18 protein-coding genes are annotated in these 20,910 nt (G+C 32.9%); 12 read left to right on the forward strand and 6 right to left on the reverse strand.

Annotated elements, in window-relative coordinates:
- Nucleotides 1–45 precede the first annotated feature (45 nt).
- The gene (locus tag CD150_RS07890; protein WP_046208041.1) at nt 46–435 is read left to right on the forward strand and encodes a YisL family protein; all 390 of its coding nucleotides are present in this window, start codon (nt 46–48) and stop codon (nt 433–435) included.
- Nucleotides 436–498: 63 nt separating this feature from the next.
- On the opposite strand, the gene CD150_RS07895 is transcribed toward CD150_RS07890, so the two are convergent.
- Together CD150_RS07895 and CD150_RS07900 are read right to left on the reverse strand one after the other, a co-directional pair.
- On the reverse strand, nt 499–1,821 hold the full coding sequence (locus CD150_RS07895) for a CoA-disulfide reductase (RefSeq protein WP_103161474.1): 1,323 nt from the start codon (nt 1,819–1,821) through the stop codon (nt 499–501).
- Between the two features lie 28 nt (nt 1,822–1,849).
- Nucleotides 1,850–2,692 carry a Cof-type HAD-IIB family hydrolase gene (locus CD150_RS07900; RefSeq protein WP_046208043.1) on the reverse strand — a complete coding sequence of 281 codons (843 nt, stop codon included), beginning with the start codon at nt 2,690–2,692 and terminating at the stop codon, nt 1,850–1,852.
- Between the two features lie 113 nt (nt 2,693–2,805).
- Here CD150_RS07900 and CD150_RS07905 point away from each other — a divergent pair, with 113 nt between their 5' ends.
- Nucleotides 2,806–3,114 (forward strand): metal-sulfur cluster assembly factor, encoded by a 309-nt coding sequence (locus CD150_RS07905; protein WP_019469047.1) that lies wholly within the window; start codon nt 2,806–2,808, stop codon nt 3,112–3,114.
- A 231-nt stretch (nt 3,115–3,345) separates the two neighbouring features.
- Nucleotides 3,346–5,169 (forward strand): acyltransferase family protein, encoded by a 1,824-nt coding sequence (locus tag CD150_RS07910; protein WP_070038093.1) that lies wholly within the window; start codon nt 3,346–3,348, stop codon nt 5,167–5,169.
- 171 nt (nt 5,170–5,340) lie between these two features.
- Here CD150_RS07910 and CD150_RS07915 read toward each other — a convergent pair whose 3' ends face one another.
- A complete protein-coding gene (locus CD150_RS07915) occupies nt 5,341–5,760 on the reverse strand; it encodes a nuclear transport factor 2 family protein (RefSeq protein WP_064209435.1) in 420 nt (139 codons plus the stop codon).
- Between the two features lie 317 nt (nt 5,761–6,077).
- Between CD150_RS07915 and clpB the strand changes: the two genes are divergently transcribed.
- Nucleotides 6,078–8,687: an ATP-dependent chaperone ClpB gene (clpB, locus tag CD150_RS07920; RefSeq protein WP_064209434.1), complete on the forward strand. Its 2,610-nt coding sequence runs from the start codon at nt 6,078–6,080 to the stop codon at nt 8,685–8,687.
- A gap of 257 nt (nt 8,688–8,944) precedes the next feature.
- Here clpB and CD150_RS07925 read toward each other — a convergent pair whose 3' ends face one another.
- Nucleotides 8,945–9,139 (reverse strand): YjzD family protein, encoded by a 195-nt coding sequence (locus CD150_RS07925; protein WP_046208047.1) that lies wholly within the window; start codon nt 9,137–9,139, stop codon nt 8,945–8,947.
- A gap of 228 nt (nt 9,140–9,367) precedes the next feature.
- On the opposite strand from CD150_RS07925, the gene CD150_RS07930 reads away from it, so the two are divergent.
- From CD150_RS07930 to CD150_RS07940, 3 genes are all read left to right on the forward strand, one after another.
- On the forward strand, nt 9,368–10,309 hold the full coding sequence (locus tag CD150_RS07930) for a beta-ketoacyl-ACP synthase III (RefSeq protein ID WP_040030149.1): 942 nt from the start codon (nt 9,368–9,370) through the stop codon (nt 10,307–10,309).
- Nucleotides 10,310–10,320: 11 nt separating this feature from the next.
- Nucleotides 10,321–11,565 (forward strand): beta-ketoacyl-ACP synthase II, encoded by a 1,245-nt coding sequence (fabF, locus tag CD150_RS07935; RefSeq protein WP_073342619.1) that lies wholly within the window; start codon nt 10,321–10,323, stop codon nt 11,563–11,565.
- 244 nt (nt 11,566–11,809) lie between these two features.
- The gene (locus tag CD150_RS07940; protein WP_064209432.1) at nt 11,810–13,060 is read left to right on the forward strand and encodes an MFS transporter; all 1,251 of its coding nucleotides are present in this window, start codon (nt 11,810–11,812) and stop codon (nt 13,058–13,060) included.
- A 36-nt stretch (nt 13,061–13,096) separates the two neighbouring features.
- Here CD150_RS07940 and CD150_RS07945 read toward each other — a convergent pair whose 3' ends face one another.
- Nucleotides 13,097–13,471, reverse strand: coding sequence for a DUF3899 domain-containing protein (locus tag CD150_RS07945; RefSeq protein ID WP_073342615.1), 375 nt, complete (start codon nt 13,469–13,471; stop codon nt 13,097–13,099).
- Nucleotides 13,472–13,749: 278 nt separating this feature from the next.
- Here CD150_RS07945 and opp3b point away from each other — a divergent pair, with 278 nt between their 5' ends.
- Genes opp3b through CD150_RS07970 form a run of 5 tightly spaced genes read left to right on the forward strand, consistent with a single transcriptional unit; the run spans nt 13,750 to nt 19,411 of the window.
- Nucleotides 13,750–14,643, forward strand: coding sequence for an oligopeptide ABC transporter permease (gene opp3b / locus CD150_RS07950; protein WP_103161476.1), 894 nt, complete (start codon nt 13,750–13,752; stop codon nt 14,641–14,643).
- A complete protein-coding gene (opp3C, locus tag CD150_RS07955) occupies nt 14,643–15,710 on the forward strand; it encodes an oligopeptide ABC transporter permease (RefSeq protein ID WP_046208052.1) in 1,068 nt (355 codons plus the stop codon). Before opp3b ends, opp3C begins: the two co-directional genes overlap by 1 nt.
- 17 nt (nt 15,711–15,727) lie before the next feature.
- Nucleotides 15,728–16,813 (forward strand): ABC transporter ATP-binding protein, encoded by a 1,086-nt coding sequence (locus CD150_RS07960; protein WP_103161475.1) that lies wholly within the window; start codon nt 15,728–15,730, stop codon nt 16,811–16,813.
- Nucleotides 16,803–17,744: an ABC transporter ATP-binding protein gene (locus CD150_RS07965; RefSeq protein ID WP_150822840.1), complete on the forward strand. Its 942-nt coding sequence runs from the start codon at nt 16,803–16,805 to the stop codon at nt 17,742–17,744. Before CD150_RS07960 ends, CD150_RS07965 begins: the two co-directional genes overlap by 11 nt.
- Before the next feature lie 17 nt (nt 17,745–17,761).
- Entirely contained in the window at nt 17,762–19,411 is a 1,650-nt protein-coding gene (locus CD150_RS07970) for a peptide ABC transporter substrate-binding protein (RefSeq protein ID WP_064209429.1), read from the forward strand.
- A 396-nt stretch (nt 19,412–19,807) separates the two neighbouring features.
- On the opposite strand, the gene trpS is transcribed toward CD150_RS07970, so the two are convergent.
- Nucleotides 19,808–20,797, reverse strand: a complete 990-nt coding sequence (gene trpS, locus CD150_RS07975; protein WP_046208056.1) for a tryptophan--tRNA ligase — start codon at nt 20,795–20,797, stop codon at nt 19,808–19,810.
- Between the last annotated feature and the right edge of the window lie 113 nt (nt 20,798–20,910).

A 20,910-nucleotide genomic window follows, 5' to 3' on the forward strand; every position in this document is an offset into this window, starting at 1 on the left:
GTATTGATATTTTTATAAAGTAAAAATAGTGTGGGGGTATTAAATATGTTACATATGCATATTGCAAGTTGGGTATTGCTAATTATCTTGTTTTTCGCTGCTTATTTTAATTTCTCAGAAAAGCAAGGTGCGACACCTTATTTTAAACCAATTCATATGTTATTAAGGTTATTCATGGTTTTAGTCTTAATTTCAGGATTCTGGATTTGGATTCAAGCATTTGGTGATGGAAATTCAGGCGGGCACATGTTATTAACATTGAAAATGATTTGTGGTGTGGCTGTCGTAGCATTAATGGAAGTTACAGTTACAAAACGAAAAAAAGGACAAGCAAGTCATGGTATGATGTGGAGCACAATTGCAGTTATTATAATCACTATCATTATTGGGGTTATTTTACCGCAAGGCCCAATCACACAAATGTTTGGTATGTAAAATAAAAAGCGGAGACATTAAGCTGTCTCCGCTTTTTATTTTCACGTATTAAATTAGCTGAAATTATTTGTTGCGCGCTTTATAACCAATCATATTGATGATATCTTTTGGTCGACTATAAGGTGGGGCATAGGAAACTTCAAACTCAGTAAGTTCATCTATTGTCAACTTATGCAACATTGCCATAGATAAAACATCTATACGTTTATCTGCACCATTTTTTCCTACTGCAGCAGCTCGAATAATGCGTCTGCTTGATTTATCGAAATAAACACGTAAATGTAACTTAGTATTTCCTGGGTAATAGCCCGCGTGTTCTCCTTGGTTAGCTTCTACCATTACGTAATCAAAGTTATCTAATTCTTGTGGTGTTACGCCAACGCTGGCAAACGTATAATCAAAGAATTTTACAATATTTGCACCCAAGTAACCTTTAAAGTGTATAGATGCATTACCAGCTAGTTGTTCTGCTATAATACTCGCTGCTCTATGAGCACCCCATGCTAATGGTACGTGTGCATTTAAGTCCACATGACGATAATGTGAAGTAATAATATCACCTAAAGCATAAATGTTTTCAATGTTAGTTTGGAACTGATCGTTTACTGGAATATAACCCTTACTGTCTAAACTTACATTTGATGATTGAATAAATTCGGAATTAGGTTTTACTCCAACCCCTTCAATAATCAAATCATAGTTTTCAACTTTACCAGATTTGAAATGAACTGTATTACCATCCACTGATTGAATTTCTTCATTTAAACGATAATTGATATCTCTCGCTTCCATTTCATCAAAAATGGGTTGATTCATATCGCTATCCATTAACTTGTTTACATGAGTTGAACGGTGTATCAATGTGCTTTCGATACCTCTATGGTGTAAATTGTCTAATATTTCTAAACCTATATATCCTGCACCAACGACAAGGGCAGTTTTAACGTTTTGCTGTTCTATAAATTTTTCAATGGCATCAGTATCTTCCATATTTCTTAATGTAAAACTGATATCACTGTTTAAGTTTAAAGTATTCGCACTGCACCCTGGACTTAAAATTAAAGTGTCATAATCTTCTTCAAACGTTGTATTGTCACGTTTATTATAAACAGTAATTGTTTGCGCTTTGTCATTAATTGCAGTTACCTCGTGATAAGGTTTAACAACAATTTTTTTAGAATCATAGAAAGACTCGGGTGTAGCTTCTAATAATTTGTCTCTTGAATCTACGATATTTCCTAAATAATAAGGTAGTGCACAGTTAGCAAAACTCATATCTCTATCTTTTTCAAAAACAGTTATTTCACTCTCATGGTCTAGTCTTCTGATTTGGCTAGCAACGGTTGCACCTCCAGCAACAGCACCCACCACTACAATTTTATTCATAGTATATTGCCCCCTATAAATTTAGTGTTTAAATATGTGATTCTACTACTGTTTCATACGATATATTTAAATGAAAGAAATCGTTTAAATAGCGACCAATGCCATCTTCATTATTTGAATAAGTCACATGATTGGCTACATGTTTTAGTTCATCTAAACCATTTCCCATAGCAATACCATGTTTTGCATATTTTATCATTTCTAAGTCATTATCTTCATCGCCGAATGCAATAATATGGTTTCTGTCTACATCTAAATAAGTTTTCACATAATCTATGCCTCTAGCTTTACTAATTCCTTGTTTTACGATTTCGATTACTGGGAAAGGTGAGCCCCATCTTCGGTGTTCAATATTTTCTGCATAGAAACGGGTTAGCATTTGTTTGATTCTAGGAATCATAAATTCTTCAGCTTCAACTAAAATGGAAGTAGGCGATTCATTTAAGGAGTAAAGTAAGTCACCAGTTTCAATTTTAGGATTTCCCATTGAAAAACCATCGAATAATTTTTGGTCAAAATTATTTAAAAAAACATAATCTTTTACTTCAGCAATAATATTGGAGACACCAAAGTTGTTCAGTGACTGAATGATCTCATGTGATAAGTCTAAATCCAGTACTTCATGTTTATTTTGGAAATGATCATCTTTTGGATGGTGAACGAATGCACCATTAAAGTTAACTACAGGAGTATCCATATTTAGTTCATGGTAATAAATTTGACTGGCTCTGTATGGTCTGCCTGTTGCTATCATTAGTTTGTGTCCTTGCTTTTGCAATGTAGTTAAAACCTTTTTTGTATAAGGTGTAATTTTCTTGTCATCGTTTAATAGTGTTCCGTCTAAGTCTAAACAAATTAAATAAGAACTCATGTAAATCTCCTTTGAATTTAATAAATGATGTATGAACATCATAGCATTTTATTGGCGTTTTGTAAGATATTTGATATATTGTTAGTATGATTAAATACGAAGAGGTGAAAAGTATGGACGAAGGATTAAAAGATAGCATACTAAATGCTTTAGAGATGGTCATAGACCCTGAGTTAGGAATCGATATTGTAAACTTAGGTTTAGTATATAACGTAGATGTTGATGATGAAGGTTTATGTACAGTGGAAATGACGTTAACTTCTATGGGTTGTCCGCTTGGACCGCAAATTATGAACCAAGTAAAAATGGTCTTAGCAGAAATTCCAGAGATTTCAGATACAGAAGTAAATATTGTTTGGAGTCCACCATGGAGTAAAGAAATGATGTCACGCTATGCAAAAATAGCGCTAGGCATAGGTTAATATATAGATTAGAGAACTAGTTTAAGTAACAATGCGATGAGATACGTATTGCTAACTTAAGCTAGTTTTTTTATTTAAACAACATATACCCACTTTGTGTCAGGCTATTTTAAAATTATTTATTTCTATCGCTCAATTCATTAAAATAATTGCAGTTGTATTACATTAGTATTACAATGGCTAGGTGAATAAAATAGATGTTTATGTAATTTTAGGAAAGTTTGTGGGAAAATGAACAATAATCTTGAAAATTGTCGTGTGAAACGTAGCACGCGATACATGCCAGGTTTAGATGGTTTAAGGGCAATTGCAGTGATTGGTATTATTATTTACCATCTAAATAAGCAATGGTTAACCGGTGGGTTTTTAGGTGTTGATACATTTTTTGTTATTTCGGGATATTTAATTACTAGTTTACTGTTAAATGAATATGAAGAAACAGGGATAATTAATTTAAAAAACTTTTGGATAAGACGTTTTAAAAGATTGATACCTGCAGTATTAACTTTAGTATTTGTTGTCATTGTGGTAACACTGGTATTAAAACCAGACGAAATTATTAATATTAAAAAAGATGCAATAGCAGCAATTTTTTACTTTTCAAATTGGTGGTACATCGCTACAGATGTCAATTATTTTGAACAATTTGCTTTCATGCCATTAAAACATTTGTGGTCTTTAGCAATTGAAGAGCAATTTTACATAGTTTTTCCAATTCTTTTTATATTCCTTTTATTAGCTTTTAAAAAATATCGTAATGTTGTTTTGATATTTTGGATTATTTCGTTAATTTCTTTACTAGTGATGATAAGCATTTCACAACCACATATGTCTCATTCTCGAGTTTATTTTGGTACAGATACAAGACTTCAAACTATGTTATTAGGCGTCATATTAGCGTTTTTATGGCCTCCGTTCAAGTTGAAAAAACATCCGAAAAAGACATTAACGCATATCATAGATGGTATTGGTGTTTTTGGTATTTTCATCTTGCTTTTACTTTTTTATAAAGTTAATGATAATAGCGATTGGATTTATAATGGTGGTTTTTATTTAATATCTGTAATGACATTATTTGTCATAATGAGTGTTGTTCATCCATCAGGTTACTTTGCTAAAGTCATAGGAAATCCTATTTTTGTTATGATAGGTAAAAGGTCCTATAGCTTATATTTATGGCATTTTCCAGTGATTAGTTTTGTACATTCATATTACGTTGATGGACAATTACCGAGTTATGTGTACTTATTAGATATCATATTGACAATTATTTTAGCAGAATTATCGTATCGTTATATTGAAACGCCTTTTAGAAAAAAAGGTTTCAAAGCACTTTCTATAAAATTAAACAAAAAAATACCATTAGTAAGAACAGCTATTTTATTAATTTTTATGATTCCAAGTTTATTTGTTTTAGCTGGTAGCTTTGATAAATTAGGGAAAGATATGGTTTCAGATAAAAAAACTACGTTTAAGACTAATGAATTTGATAAACAAATAGTGAGGCCTATACCAATTGATGATGTAAACTTTTTTGGTAAATCAAATGCTAAAAAAACCTCCAAATCAGAAGTTTTTACAAATATTAAACCACTGCTCATTGGTGACTCAGTGATGGTTGATATTGGTGAGAATTTTAAAAAAAGGGTGCCCAATGCACAAATTGATGGTGAGGTTGGTCGTAATCTTTACGATGTCGCTCCACTTGTAGAAAAACATTATCATTCGTTTAATAAAAAATCAGATAAAATTGTACTAGAGCTTGGTACAAATGGAGATTTTAGTAAAGAACAATTAGATACGTTAATCAATAAATTCGGGAATGCTCAAATTTATTTAGTGAATACGAGAGTTCCGAGAAGTTATGAAGGCCATGTGAATAAATTGATGACAGATGCTGCAAACACACACAAGAATGTAACGCTTGTTGATTGGTACAAACGCTCTGAAAATCATACAGAATACTTTGCACCAGACGGTATTCATTTAGAACCAAAAGGTGTAGAGGCATTGACGGATGAAATTTTAAAACATATAGCTAGCAATGCAAAATAAATTAAAAACTTAGAGAAATATGAAATCAATGAAGCTTAACTAACGCGTAAACGCCAATTTTTGTTAAAATTGGCGTTTACTTTGCTTTTGAACATCTATAAAGAAAACTGTCATTTGAAGATGTACTTTAAATGACATATATTTACCATTAATGAATTAGCATAGTTGATATTAATACTTTCTATCTTGTTTCTTGATTGGGTAATCGTTTGCGCTCATATCCCTTCTAGTCATGAGTCCATGGCTATTAAATTCCCAATGTTCATTACCATGGGTACGCATCCATTGAGTTGTTGAAGCATCATACCATTCATACTCAAATCTAACTGAAATACGGTTATCGGTGTAACACCATAATTCTTTCATCAATTTGTAATGAAGTTCTTTATTCCATTTTCTATATAAAAAAGATTTGATTGCTTCTCGGCCTTCAAAAAACTCATTACGATTTCTCCATTGTGAATCAAGTGTATATGCGAGACATACTTTTTCAGGATCTCTGGTATTCCATGCATCTTCCGCCAATTTAACTTTTTCTAAAGCTGTCTGTTTATTAAACGGCGGCGTTGGTTTTTTGATTACATCTTTCATATAGATAACCTCCAATCTTGTATATTTACAATAATGCTAACATAGCTTTATAGTAATGAGGAATGTCCTATTGTTGAAAATATAAATATTGCTATAGAATTTAATAGCTTTATATTATTTATCTAGATGTTTTAACATATAAGTATCTGGTAAAAGTTATGATATAATAAGCGTTCAAAGCCAATTAAAATAATTGAAAAACCAACCCTTTATTGTTGATTATTACCGAGAAGCGTAATATAATATATATAAGGTCAAAGAAAGTCAAAGTCAAACTTACTTTATTGATCAATCATTAAATGGTGAGGTGAATCAATTTGGATATCAATCAAATGACCTATGCAGTCCAAAGTACATTACAAAATGCTATTGAACTGGCTAAAATAAATGAAAATCAAAATATTGAAATTGAAGCTGTATTATCAGCGGCATTAACAGAAAGTGAAAGTTTATTTAAAAGTATTTTTGATAGAGCGCATATAGACACTGATAAATTAGATCAATCATATAAAGAAAAGCTTAAAAAATATCCATCCGTTCAAGGAGATAATGTCCAATATGGCCAATATATAAGCCAAAATGCTAACAATTTATTAAATAAAGCTGAATCTTATATGAAAAAATATGAAGATGAATATATATCTATGGAACACATCGTATTAGCTGCTATTGATATAGATGATACGACTAAACAATTTGTAGCAAATAAAAAAGAAGTTATTGAAGAAATTATTAAAAAAGTTAGAGGAGGCAATCACGTGACATCACAAAATCCAGAAGCAAATTATGAAGCTTTAGAAAAATACGGTCGTGACTTAGTTGAAGAAGTACGTCAAGGAAATATGGACCCTGTCATTGGTCGTGACGAAGAAATTCGTAATTCAATCCGTATATTAAGTAGAAAAACTAAAAATAATCCTGTTTTGATTGGTGAACCAGGTGTAGGTAAAACAGCAATCGTCGAAGGGTTAGCGCAACGTATCGTTCGTAAAGATGTGCCAGAATCATTGTTAGATAAAACAATTTTTGAACTTGATTTAAGTGCACTTGTGGCTGGAGCTAAATATCGAGGAGAATTCGAAGAAAGATTGAAAGCAGTACTTAAAGAAGTCAAAGACTCTGACGGCAGAATTATTTTGTTTATTGATGAAATTCATATGCTTGTAGGTGCTGGTAAAACTGAAGGGGCTATGGATGCAGGTAATATGCTTAAACCGATGTTAGCTCGTGGTGAACTACATTGTATTGGTGCGACTACATTAAATGAATATAGAGAATATATTGAAAAAGACTCAGCTTTAGAGCGTCGTTTCCAAAAAGTAAATGTATCTGAGCCTAATGTAGAAGATACAATTTCTATCTTACGTGGTTTGAAAGAACGTTACGAAGTATATCACGGTGTTCGTATACAAGATAAAGCATTAGTAGCAGCAGCTGAATTATCAGATCGGTATATTACAGATCGATTCTTACCGGATAAGGCAATAGATTTAGTAGACCAAGCATGTGCGACGATACGTACTGAAATGGGCTCAAATCCAACAGAATTAGATCAAGTGAATCGTCGTGTTATGCAGCTGGAAATTGAAGAGTCGGCATTGAAAAATGAATCTGATAATGCTAGTAAACAGCGTTTACAAGAGTTACAAGAAGAACTAGCGAACGAAAAAGAAAAACAAAGTTCTATTCAATCACGTGTTGAAGAAGAAAAAGAAAAAATAGCTAAGTTGCAAGAGAAACGTTCAGAATTAGATGAAAATCGAAAAGCATTAGAAGATGCTGAAAACAACTACAATTTAGAAAAAGCAGCAGAATTACAGCACGGTAAAATTCCACAATTAGAAAAAGAATTACGTGAATTAGAAGATGCTTTCCAAAATGAACAAAATGAAGACAATGACCGCATCATTCGTGAAATTGTTACCGATGAAGAAATTGGTGATATTGTTAGTTCTTGGACAGGCATTCCAGTATCAAAATTAGTTGAAACTGAAAGAGAAAAACTCTTGAACTTATCTGATATACTTCATGAACGTGTTGTGGGACAAGATAAGGCTGTAGATTTGGTTGCAGACGCAGTTGTCAGAGCACGTGCTGGAATTAAAGATCCTAACAGACCCATTGGCAGCTTCTTATTCCTAGGCCCAACTGGTGTGGGTAAAACAGAATTAGCGAAATCTTTAGCATCAACTTTATTTGATTCAGAAAAACATATGATTCGTATTGATATGAGTGAATATATGGAAAAACATTCTGTCTCACGTTTAATAGGTGCGCCTCCAGGTTATGTTGGACATGAAGAAGGCGGTCAACTGACTGAATCAGTACGACGTAATCCTTATTCAGTCATTCTGTTAGACGAAATAGAAAAAGCACATTCAGATGTGTTCAATGTGCTGCTTCAAATATTAGAAGAAGGTCGTTTAACTGATTCACAAGGTCGAGAAGTAGACTTTAAAAATACAATAATTATCATGACGAGTAATATAGGTTCACAAATTTTATTAGAAAATGTAAAAGATACAGGTGTAATAACTGAATCAACAGAAAAAGCAGTTATGAATAGTTTAAATCAATACTTCAAACCTGAAATCATTAATCGTATGGATGATATCGTATTATTTAAACCATTATCTGTAAATGATATGAGTTTAATTGTTGATAAAATTTTAACACAATTAAACATTAGACTGATGGAACAACGTATTTCAATTGAAGTTTCTGACAAAGCTAAGACTTGGTTAGGTGAAGAAGCATATGAACCACAATTTGGTGCAAGACCACTTAAAAGATTTGTTCAAAGACAAATTGAAACACCACTTGCACGCAAAATGATTAGAGAAAATCTACCAGAAGGTACGTTAATAAAAATAGATTTATCTGATGATGGTTTAACATTTGAAGAAATTAAACCAGAAATGATATAAGAAGAAATAAATAGAAAATAGTGTTTGCGCATCATCGCTATTAAAATATACCCATAAATGATTTGGAGAAATTCATTTATGGGCTACTATTACATTAATGTTGGATTAATTAAAAAGTTAGTACATTTAAAATCTTAGAAATTTTCTATAGCAAAAAAAGGCAATCTCTAAATTGATAACTTAGAGATTGCCTTTTTAAATTCGTTCGAGATATTTTCGTTTCGAACGCTTCTTAAAAATGTGTATGCGATAAATAATTAGTGTTGTTCTTTCGTTTCATGCTTTGAAGGTTTAATAATCAAGTCAAATAATACGACAATGATTGTAAATACAATAGCACCAATAATAGGGGTAATCAAATTAAGTGCGCCCCCACCTGAAAGACTGTTAAGCACGAAATTTACCATTTGTAATAAGACAATAGACCAAAATAACACTGCGAGGTATTTCATTATGTAATGCCTCCAATTTAATATATATACATTTATTATAAATAAGAATGTGATATTTGTATAGTAGTAAGTTATAAAGTGTAGATTTTAATTGTACTAATTTTCACTATAAATTATAATAATAAATGTGATTTTAATGAGTATACCAGGTGAAGTTCTTGTATTGGAATTATGTATTATGTTAAATTAATACCTGGTATTAAAAAATTATTAAGAAGGTGTACAACCATGAACGTGGGTATTAAAGGTTTCGGCGCATATGCGCCTGAAAAAGTAGTAGAGAATGCCTATTTTGAATCGTTTTTAGAAACTTCAGATGAATGGATTTCGAAAATGACAGGTATTAAAGAAAGAAGATGGGCTGATGAAGATGAAGAGACGTCTGATTTAGCTTATCAAGCAAGTGTTAAAGCTATTAATGATGCTGGTATTGAACCAACGGACATAGATATGATTATTGTTGCAACATCTACAGGAGATTTTCCATTTCCAACTGTGGCTAACATATTACAAGACAGACTTGGCATCGGAAAGGTTGCTTCTATGGATCAGTTAGCTGCATGTAGTGGTTTCATGTATGCAATGATTAACGCTAAACAATTCGTACAATCAGGCGATTATAAAAATATTTTAGTTGTAGGTGCAGATAAATTATCTAAAATCACAGATTACACAGACCGTTCAACCGCTATTTTATTTGGTGATGGTGCTGGTGCAGTCGTTATCGGCGAAGTGTCTGAAGGCCGAGGTATTTTAAGTTATGAACTTGGATCAGACGGTTCTGGAGGCGAATATTTATATTTAAATCCAGAAAATGGTAAGATATTTATGAATGGACGAGAAGTGTTTAAATTTGCTGTTAGAATCATGGGTGAAGCCTCTAATAATGCAGTTGCAAAAGCAAATTTAGAACCAAACGATATCGATATGTTTGTGCCACATCAAGCGAATATTAGAATTATGGAATCTGCAAGAGAACGATTAGGTATACCTAAAGAAAAAATGAGCGTCTCAGTGGATAAATTTGGTAATACTTCTGCAGCTTCAATTCCATTAAGTATCGCACAAGAATTAGAAAATGGTAAAATTAAAGATGATGATGTTTTAGTACTAGTAGGATTCGGTGGCGGTCTTACTTGGGGTGCTGTAACAATAAGATGGGGAAAATAGGAGGATAATATATGAGCAAGGAACATCGTGTCGTCATTACTGGTATGGGTGTTTTATCACCAATCGGTAATGATGCAAAAACTTCATGGAAAAATGCACTAAATGGTGTTAGTGGTATAGATGAAATAACACGTATAGATACATCAGCATATAAAGTTCATTTAGCTGGTGAATTAAAAGACTTTGATATTGAAGATCATATAGATAAAAAAGAAGCGCGTCGTATGGATCGATTCACACAGTATGCAGTAGTCGCTGCAAGAGAAGCGGTTAAGGATGCAAAACTAGATATTAATGAAGATACAGCTAATAGAATTGGTGTTTGGATTGGCTCAGGTATCGGTGGCATGGAAACATTTGAATTATCACATAGCCAATTGCTAGAGCGTGGCCCTAGACGTGTCAGTCCTTTCTTTGTTCCGATGTTAATTCCTGATATGGCTACAGGCCAAGTATCTATTGATTTAGGTGCAAAAGGGCCGAATGGTGCTACGGTTACAGCATGTGCTACAGGTACAAACTCAATTGGAGAAGCTTTCAAGATTATCCAACGCGGTGATGCCGATGCTATGGTTACTGGTGGTACTGAAGCGCCAATTACACATATGGCAATCGCAGGCTTTAGTGCAAGCCGTGCTTTAACAACGAATGAAGATAAAGAAACAGCTTGTCGACCATTCCAAGAAGGCCGCGATGGCTTTGTAATGGGAGAAGGCGCAGGTATTGTTGTACTTGAATCTTTAGAGTCAGCCAAAGCACGTGGTGCAGAAATTTATGCTGAAGTAGTTGGTTATGGTTCAACAGGTGATGCTTATCATATTACAGCTCCAGCACCTGAAGGCGAAGGCGGCTCACGTGCGATGCAAGCAGCGATTGATGATGCAGGCATTGAGCCCCAAGATATTCAATATTTAAATGCTCATGGTACGAGTACGCCAGTTGGCGATTTGACTGAAATTCAAGCGATTAAAAATACATTTGGTGAAGCAGCTAAAAACTTAAAAATTAGCTCTACAAAATCAATGACTGGTCACTTATTAGGTGCAACAGGTGGTTTAGAGGCCATTTTCTCTGCTTTATCTATTAGAGATGGCCGCATCGCGCCAACCATCCATGCTGAATCTCCAGACCCAGAGTGTGATTTAGACATTGTTCCAAATAAAGCTGAAGATTTAGATATTACTTACGCTATGAGTAATAGTTTAGGATTTGGTGGCCATAATGCCGTCCTTGTTTTGAAAAAATTTAACGACTAAATCATATGTAATGATAAAAGGCTGAGACAATTCATTTGTCCAGCCTTATTTATTTTGGCTGAAATTATTTAACAGATACGGAATGATATGAATAAGCGATGATATCGATTGAAGATAGTTTTAATTTTTAAATAATATATATTTTAATAGTAAAATACATAATTAAATTTGATATATTGTATATTTATAGTGTGCACCTAGTGTATAATGTGCTTTATATTTACTTCAAAAGGAGGCAGTCAAGATGAAACGCTTTTCAACTTTGTCAACAACTTTGAAAACACGAATGATTGCAGACTTTATCTTGATTATAGCAAGTCAAGCCATCATGCCTTTTATAGCACTTTATTTAACGAGCAAGGTGAACGCAGTTTTTGCAGGGACATTTTTAATTATAAATATTATAGTGAGTTTTATAGTGTCTTTTTTAGGTGGATATTTAGGTGATAATTATAATAGGAAGAAAACGGTGAATTATATTCACTTCTTATATGCAATTTGCCTAATTATTCTAAGTATTACGGTTACTATGGACGGTACTGGTTTAGTTATATTTTGTATTGCTATTTTTGTTTTTCAATTATTATTTGCTGCAAGTGAACCTATATTTGAAGCGGCTATTATGGATGCTATATATGAAGATGTTAGGGCATATGTATATCAACTCAATTATTGGATGTTTAATATCGGTACAGCCATCGGTATGGCGTTAGGTGCATTATTATATTTGGGGCATAAACATTTATTATTTATTCTTTTCTTTGTCGCTATGTTAGTAAGTTGGTACTTATTTGAGAAGTATTATGATGTTAAACAAGTTATTAGTAAAAAGGGCGACGTTACGACTAAGTTTAAACATTTTTTTGAAAGCTATCGAGATGTAGTTAAAGATAAATATTATATGATGCTAAATTTGGGCTATATGATGGTCATCATGGCTGAATTGAGTTTAAATTCTTATGTCGTGGTAAGGTTGAAAGATGCTTTTGAACCATTATCGATTTTAGGTTTTTATATAGATGGTGTCAGAATGTTTACGGTCATTATGATTATTAATACAGTAGTTGTCGCCACTTTAACATTTACTGTCAACAGAATTGTCGCAGCGACTTCGACTAGAATTGCATTTATGATTGGGATTGTCTTGTATACATTAGGATACAGTGTATTGACGTCTGCAACATCGTTTTGGATTTTATGCTTATTTTCAATTTTGGCTACTTTAGGGGAATTAATATATTCACCTATACAAAATGCACAACGATTCTTGATGATTCCTGAAGATAAACGAAGTACGTATAGTACATTTGCAATGGTTTCATTTTACGGCGGAAATATTTTAGCACGGCTAGGACTTATTATTGGCGCATTTATATTGCCATGGATGATGTCTATCTACGTGGCAGTCATTGTTTTGTTGGGCTTTATCCTACTTTATTATGCACTTTTCTGTAATCCCAATATTGATAATCAACAGAAAAAAAGGCTGGATTAGTTATTGTTATTAAATACAATTACTAATCCAGTCTTTTTATATAGCAAATGATATTAAAATAGAGATAATGACATAAATGAGATTACAAAGAAAAGCAATTTTCACCCAAGATGAAACAATATAAATATCTTTTTTAGGTTTAGTAGGCTTAAAAAACGTATCATCTTCAAGCGAGCTTCTATGTTTCTTTCTCATCAATTGATATTTTAATCTTCTAAAACCAAAGCTTGTAGGATCTAAAACGCCTTCTTGTACAATCAAAATGATAAAAGAGAATATTGCTAAGAAGATAGAGACATAGAATATAATATTAATAAAGTTTATCCAATTATGGTTTGAAAATAACCATAAAATAAATGAAATTATAGGTGTAATAAGTAAAAATAATACGAGATGTTTTAAATATTTCATGTCGTTGCCCCCCAAAAAAGAATTAAATTAATTGTAACTTAAGTTAACTAAAAAATGAATAAAAATTACTATAAATTCGTTAACAACAGTATTTAATTAGAAGTTTAAAATTAATTAATTTTTAATTTCTTTAATAAAGTAAAGCAATAGAATATTGATTAAAATCTTAACTAAACGTATAATGTTATTAAATATTCTGAATATTGTGAAGGGAATGTTTAATTCGATTCAAAGGGGGATACAATATGCTTAAATATGTTTTAAAGTGATTGAGTTATATGTTTTTGTCATTATTCATTATCATTACCATTACATTTTTCTTGATGAAACTTATGCCAGGTTCACCATTTAATGATGAAAAATTAAATGATGAACAAAAGCAAATTCTAAATGAAAAATATGGTTTGAATGACCCAGTACCAGTTCAGTATGCGAGTTATTTGAAGAATGTTGTTACGGGGGACTTTGGTAACTCATTCCAATATGATAACCAGCCAGTTTGGGATTTAATCAAACCAAGGTTATTACCATCTTTAGAGATGGGTTTAACAGCGATGGTGATTGGTGTCATACTCGGTCTGATTTTAGGGGTCATTGCGGCAGTCCGGCAAAACACCTGGGCTGACTATACAGCTACAGTAATTTCAGTTATAGCAGTATCGGTACCATCATTTGTATTAGCTGTTTTATTACAATATGTATTTTCAGTAAGATTACAATGGTTCCCAGTAGCAGGTTGGGAAGGTATTTCAACAGCAGTGTTACCATCTTTAGCACTATCAGCAGCAGTTTTAGCGACGGTAGCAAGATACATAAGAGCAGAAATGATAGAAGTGTTAAGTTCAGATTATATTTTACTTGCACGTGCCAAAGGTAATTCAACAATGAGAGTATTATTTGGACACGCATTAAGAAATGCCTTGATTCCAGTAATTACAATTATTGTGCCAATGTTGGCGAGTATATTAACAGGTACTTTGACAATTGAAAATATTTTTGGTGTGCCAGGGTTAGGGGATCAATTCGTAAGATCGATTACCACGAACGATTTCCCAGTAATTATGGCGACAACTATTTTATTCAGTACACTATTTATAGTTTCTATTTTCCTTGTAGATATATTATATGGTGTTATTGATCCACGTATACGTGTACAAGGAGGTAAAAAATAATGGCTGATAATAAAAATGAAAATTTAAATCAAGATTATTCAAATGCAGTTATGTCACATACCTCAGAAGCAATACCAGCATCAGATTTTATTAGAAGTAACAATGATATTGAAAAAGAGCCTGAAATACAGCGAGAAAGTAAAAACTTTTGGCAGGATGCATGGACACAATTAAAGCGTAATAAATTAGCGGTAGTTGGTATGATAGGGTTAATTATTATCATTATTTTAGCGTTAATTGGGCCATTATTTAGTGCGCATGACTATGCTGAACAAGATGTTGAAAGACGTAACTTACCAGCTAAAATACCTGTGCTAGATCAAATTTCATTTTTACCATTTGATGGTGAAGGTGCTCAAGGTAAAGATGCCTATGAAGAAGCTGGAGTGAAAGAAAATTTCTGGTTTGGTACAGACCAATTAGGTAGAGATTTATGGTCACGTACTTGGCAAGGTGCACAAGTATCATTATTTATTGGTGTTGTTGCAGCATTGCTCGATATTTTTATAGGGGTCATTTATGGCGCGATTTCAGGATTTTTTGGAGGACGACTTGATAATGTGATGCAACGTATTATTGAAATTGTTGCGTCTATACCAACATTGATTGTTGTTATTTTATTCGTGTTAATCTTTGAACCATCTATATGGACGATTATATTAGCGATGGCAATCACAGGCTGGATTGGAATGAGTCGTGTTGTCAGAGGGGAATTCTTAAAATTAAAAGGTCAAGAATTTGTATTAGCTTCAAAAACATTAGGTGCATCTAAACTTAAATTAATATTTAAGCACATATTACCTAACACACTAGGAGTTATAGTTGTTACATCTATGTTTACAGTGCCGAATGCAATCTTCTTCGAAGCATTCCTAAGCTTTATTGGTATTGGAGTGCCAGCACCAAGAACATCACTTGGTTCACTTGTAAATGATGGTCGCGCAATGTTATTGATTCATCCACATGAATTATTTATTCCGGCTATTATTTTAAGTTTATTAATATTATTCTTCTATCTATTTAGTGATGGATTACGTGATGCATTTGATCCGAAAATGCGTAAATAAAAAGGGGGCAACATTTTATGTCAGAAAGAATATTAGAAGTTAACAATTTGCATGTTTCCTTTGATATTGACGCGGGGGAAGTGCAAGCAGTACGTGGCGTGGATTTCTTTCTAGATAAAGGAGAAACACTAGCAATTGTTGGTGAATCAGGTTCTGGGAAATCAGTGACAACTAAAGCTATTACGAAATTATTCCAAGGTGATACAGGGAGAATTAAAAAAGGTGTTATTAATTTCTTGGGTGAAGACTTAGCTCAAAAATCAGAAGAAGAATTAATTAAATTACGAGGAAAAGATATTTCTATGATTTTTCAAGACCCGATGACTTCGCTTAATCCTACAATGAAAATAGGCAAGCAGGTCATGGAACCACTAATGAAACATAGAAATTACAATAAAGTAAATGCGAAAAAAAGAGCATTGGAAATATTAAACCTTGTCGGTTTACCAAACGCTGAAAAACGTTTTAATGCCTATCCACATCAATTTTCAGGGGGACAAAGACAGAGAATAGTCATTGCGACAGCACTTGCATGTGAGCCTAAAGTATTAATTGCTGATGAGCCAACTACTGCACTTGATGTAACGATGCAAGCTCAAATATTAGAATTGATGAGAGAGTTACAAAGTAAAATAAGTACTTCAATCGTTTTCATCACTCATGATTTAGGTGTTGTTGCTAATATAGCAGACAGAGTAGCTGTTATGTATGGTGGTCAAATGGTTGAAACCGGGGACGTAGATGAAATATTTTATGACCCTAAACACCCGTATACTTGGGGACTATTATCATCGATGCCTGATTTAACGACTAGTTCAGAAACAGAATTATTAGCTATTCCAGGTACACCACCAGATTTATTACACCCACCTAAAGGAGATGCGTTTGCTGAACGTAGCCAATATGCATTAGATGTGGATTTTAAAACACCGCCACCATGGTTCAAAATATCTGATACACATTTTGTGAAATCTTGGTTACTTGACGAGCGTGCACCTCATGTTGAACCACCAGAAATGGTACAAAAACGTTTACGTAAGATGCCAAATAATTACGATAAACCGCAACAAGTAGAAAGGGTGGCGTTTGATGATGCAAAATAAAGACATACTTTTACAAGTGAAAAATGTTAAACAATATTTTAATGAAGGAAAGCGTAACGAAGTGCGTGCAGTTGAAAATATTTCATTTGATATATATAAAGGGGAAACATTTGGATTAGTTGGTGAATCTGGTTGTGGAAAATCTACAACTGGTAAAGCCATTATTAAACTCAATGATATAACTGATGGAGAAATACTTTATGAAGGTATCGATATTCAAAAAATAAAAAACCGTAAAGATTCGTTGAAGTTTAATAAAAAGATGCAAATGATTTTCCAAGATCCGTATGCTTCATTAAACCCAAGGTTAAAAGTCATGGATATCGTAGCAGAGGGGATAGATATTCATAAGCTAGCTAGTGGGACAAAAGACCGAAAAAGAAGAGTGTACAACTTATTAGAAACAGTAGGTCTTAGCAAGGAACATGCCAATCGTTATCCACATGAATTCTCAGGCGGTCAAAGACAACGTATCGGTATTGCACGTGCATTAGCAGTAGAACCAGAATTTATTATTGCAGATGAGCCAATATCAGCGTTAGATGTGTCAATACAAGCCCAGGTCGTTAATTTGTTATTAAAGTTGCAAAGAGAACACAATATTACGTTTTTATTTATTGCCCATGACCTTTCAATGGTGAAATATATTTCAGACAGAATAGCAGTAATGCATTTTGGTAAAATTGTCGAATTAGGTTCTGCAGATGAAATATACAATCATCCGTTACATCCTTACACGAAATCATTGCTTTCAGCAGTACCACAACCGGATCCTGAAAGTGAACGTTCTCGAAAAAGAACAGTGTATAAAGAAGACACATCCAAAAATAATCAACGGTCATTAAATGAAATACAACCTGGCCATTTTGTATTTACTACGGATGAAGAAGCAGAAACATTAAAATCTCAAATGCAAGCACCATCAGTATAAGGGGAAGGGGGATTAATATGAAAAGGATTAAACTATTTATAGTTTTATTAGCTTTAACGGTGATTACAGCGGGATGTAGCAGTGCTGAAGGTATCTACTCGGACAAAGGACAAGTATTTAGAAAAGTGATACCACAAGATATTTCTTCATTAGACTCTGCACTAGTGACCGACACGGTATCTTTTGATTTATTCAATCAAGTCTATGAAGGTCTTTACACTTTGGATAAGAATGATAAAGCACAACCAGGTGTCGCTAAAGAAATGCCAAAGAAAAGTAATGGCGGTAAGACCTTGACAATTAAATTGCGTAAGGATGCAAAATGGTCTAATGGGGATCCAGTTACTGCACAAGATTTTGTTTTTGCATGGAAACGTGTTGTCAATCCAGATACAGCTTCAGAATATGCTTACATAATGTATGACTTAAAAAATGCTGAAGACATTAATATGGGTAAAAAAGATGTTGATAAATTAGGTGTAAAAGCGTTAGATGACCACACATTAAAAATTGAACTAAATAAGCCAATACCATACATTAATGAAATGCTCGCATTTGGCACATACTTGCCTCAAAAAGAAAAAGTTGTGAAAAAGCATGGTGAACAATATGCTACAACTGCAGATAAAACAGTGTTTAATGGTCCGTTCAAAGTTCAAGATTGGAAAGTTGAAGATAAAATTCAATTAGTTAAAAATGAAGATTATTGGGACAAGAAAAAAGTTCATTTAGACCGTGTAAATTATAAAGTGTTAAAAGACCAGCAAGCAGGAGCATCACTTTATGACACTGGTTCTGTAGATGATACTACTATCAGTGCAGACCAAGTGGATAAATATCAAGGAAATCCTGGTTTGAAAAAACGTTTGTTAGCTAGTACGTTCTATATGAAATTAAATCAAGATAATGTACCTGAATTTAAAAATAAAGATTTACGAATTGCGATTTCACAAGCGATTGATAAAGAAGGCTATGTGAATTCAGTTTTAAATAATGGATCTGAATCGACAGATGGGTTCACAGCTAAATTAACGGCAGAAACACCTGACGGCAAAGACTTTGCCGAATCTATAGATTCACCACTTGCATATAATCCGAAAGCAGCCAAGAAACACTTAGAAAAAGCGAAAAAAGATTTAGGTGTGAAAGAATTGACGTTTACCATGAATACTGAAGATACACCAGGATCAAAAGTATCAGCAGAATATATAAAATCAGAAGTAGAGAAGAATTTACCAGGTGTAACGATGAAAGTTAAACAATTACCGTTTAAACAGAGAGTAAATCAAGAACATTCTGAAACATTTGAAGCATCGTTATCAGGTTGGGGGCCAGATTATCCAGATCCTCTAACATTCTTGGAAATTATGACAACAGGTAATCCTTCAAATAATACTGCTTGGGGTAGTAAAAAATACGACCAACTCGTTAAAGATGCGAATGGTAAATTATTGAAAAAACCGGAAGAACGTAATGCAGCGATGAAAGAAGCGGAAGAATTATTACTCAATGATGCACCTGTAGCACCTATATATCAAAAAGGGGAAGCACATTTAACCAATCCACAAGTCAAAGGTTTATTCTATCACCAAATTGGTGGTGATACTTCGCTAAAAGAAGTAAGCATTGATAAATCAATTGACCGTGAAACTGGTAAAAAGAAATAAAAGAAGTGAAAAGTGAAATTTGAGTACAACTTATTGAAATAATGAAAATACGTCACTTTCTATGTCATTATATAGAGAGTGGCGTATTCTTTGATATCATACATTTTTAATCCTTGTTAAATAATTACTTTCCAACAGAAGAACTGACAATAAATGATTATTGATATTGTAAGACCAAATTGATATATTTCAAAAATTACGGTGTTAATGTAGCATTCATCAACTAAACAAAATTGTAATTTGCTAAAATCACGCGGATAGTTGTAGCAGGAATGATGAAATTTGAGTACAACCAGATTAATATATGTATCGAAAGTTGAAAAAAACAGACTAATCCTTTAATTTGGATTGGTCTGTTTTAAAATGAGATGTATGCCAATTTTTTTGATTTTTAGATTATCTTTTTCGACCTAAGCCCATTGCTTTTTCCATTTTTTTTAATGTTTTAAATGAAGCTTTTTGAGCTTTCTCTCTACCATTATCTAAAATCGTATCTAATTCATCTGAGTTGAAATAATACTCATATTTTTCTTGGAACTGAACTAAAAAGTCTTTTACAATTTCAGCTAAATCTGATTTAAATTCACCATAATTAGAATCTTTATACTGTGTTTGGAGTTCATCAATTGTTTTATCAGTTAAACTTGAATAGATAGATAATAAATTTGAAATGCCAGGCTTATTGTCACGATCAAATTTAATAATACCATCTGAATCTGTTACTGCGCTTTTTATTTTTTTAGCGCCAACATTGGGTTCATCTAACAATGAGATATAATTTTTTTGGTTATCATCACTTTTACTCATTTTTTTCGTTGGGTCTTGTAAACTCATAACACGACCACCAACTTTTGGCATGCGTATTTCTGGTTTTACAAGAACATCGTTGTAACGTGAATTGAATCGGTCTACTAAATTTCTAGTTAATTCAATATGTTGTTTTTGGTCGTCTCCAACAGGAACGATGTTTGTGTTATAAATAACGATATCTGCTGCCATTAATGGAGGATATGTAAGTAAGCCAGCTGGTATACCTTCCGTTTGTTTTACTGCTTTATCTTTAAATTGTGTCATACGTTCTAATTCACCAATAGATGAAATAGTTGTTAACATCCAGCTAGCTTGCACATGCGCTGGCACTTCAGATTGTATAAATAATGTTGATTTTTCTGGATCAATGCCTGAAGCTAAATAAATTGCTGCTAGTTGTCTTGTTTGTTTACGTAGTTTTAATCGATCTTGTGGAATTGTAATTGCGTGTTGATCCACGATGCAGAAGAAACAATCATAGTCTTCTTGGACTTCACCAAATTGCTTCAACGCACCAATATAATTACCAAGCGTTGGGATGCCGCTAGGTTGGATACCAGAAAATAAAGTTTCCATTTTTTGATGCCTACCTTTTTAATAATTTAATTTATCTACTTTAGTAATAGTATAACAGTATTTCAATCATTTGTAAGTTATGTTAAACTGTATACATATCAATATTTCTAACT

This window comes from Staphylococcus ureilyticus, from assembly GCF_002902235.1.
GTDB classification, from domain to species: domain Bacteria; phylum Bacillota; class Bacilli; order Staphylococcales; family Staphylococcaceae; genus Staphylococcus; species Staphylococcus ureilyticus.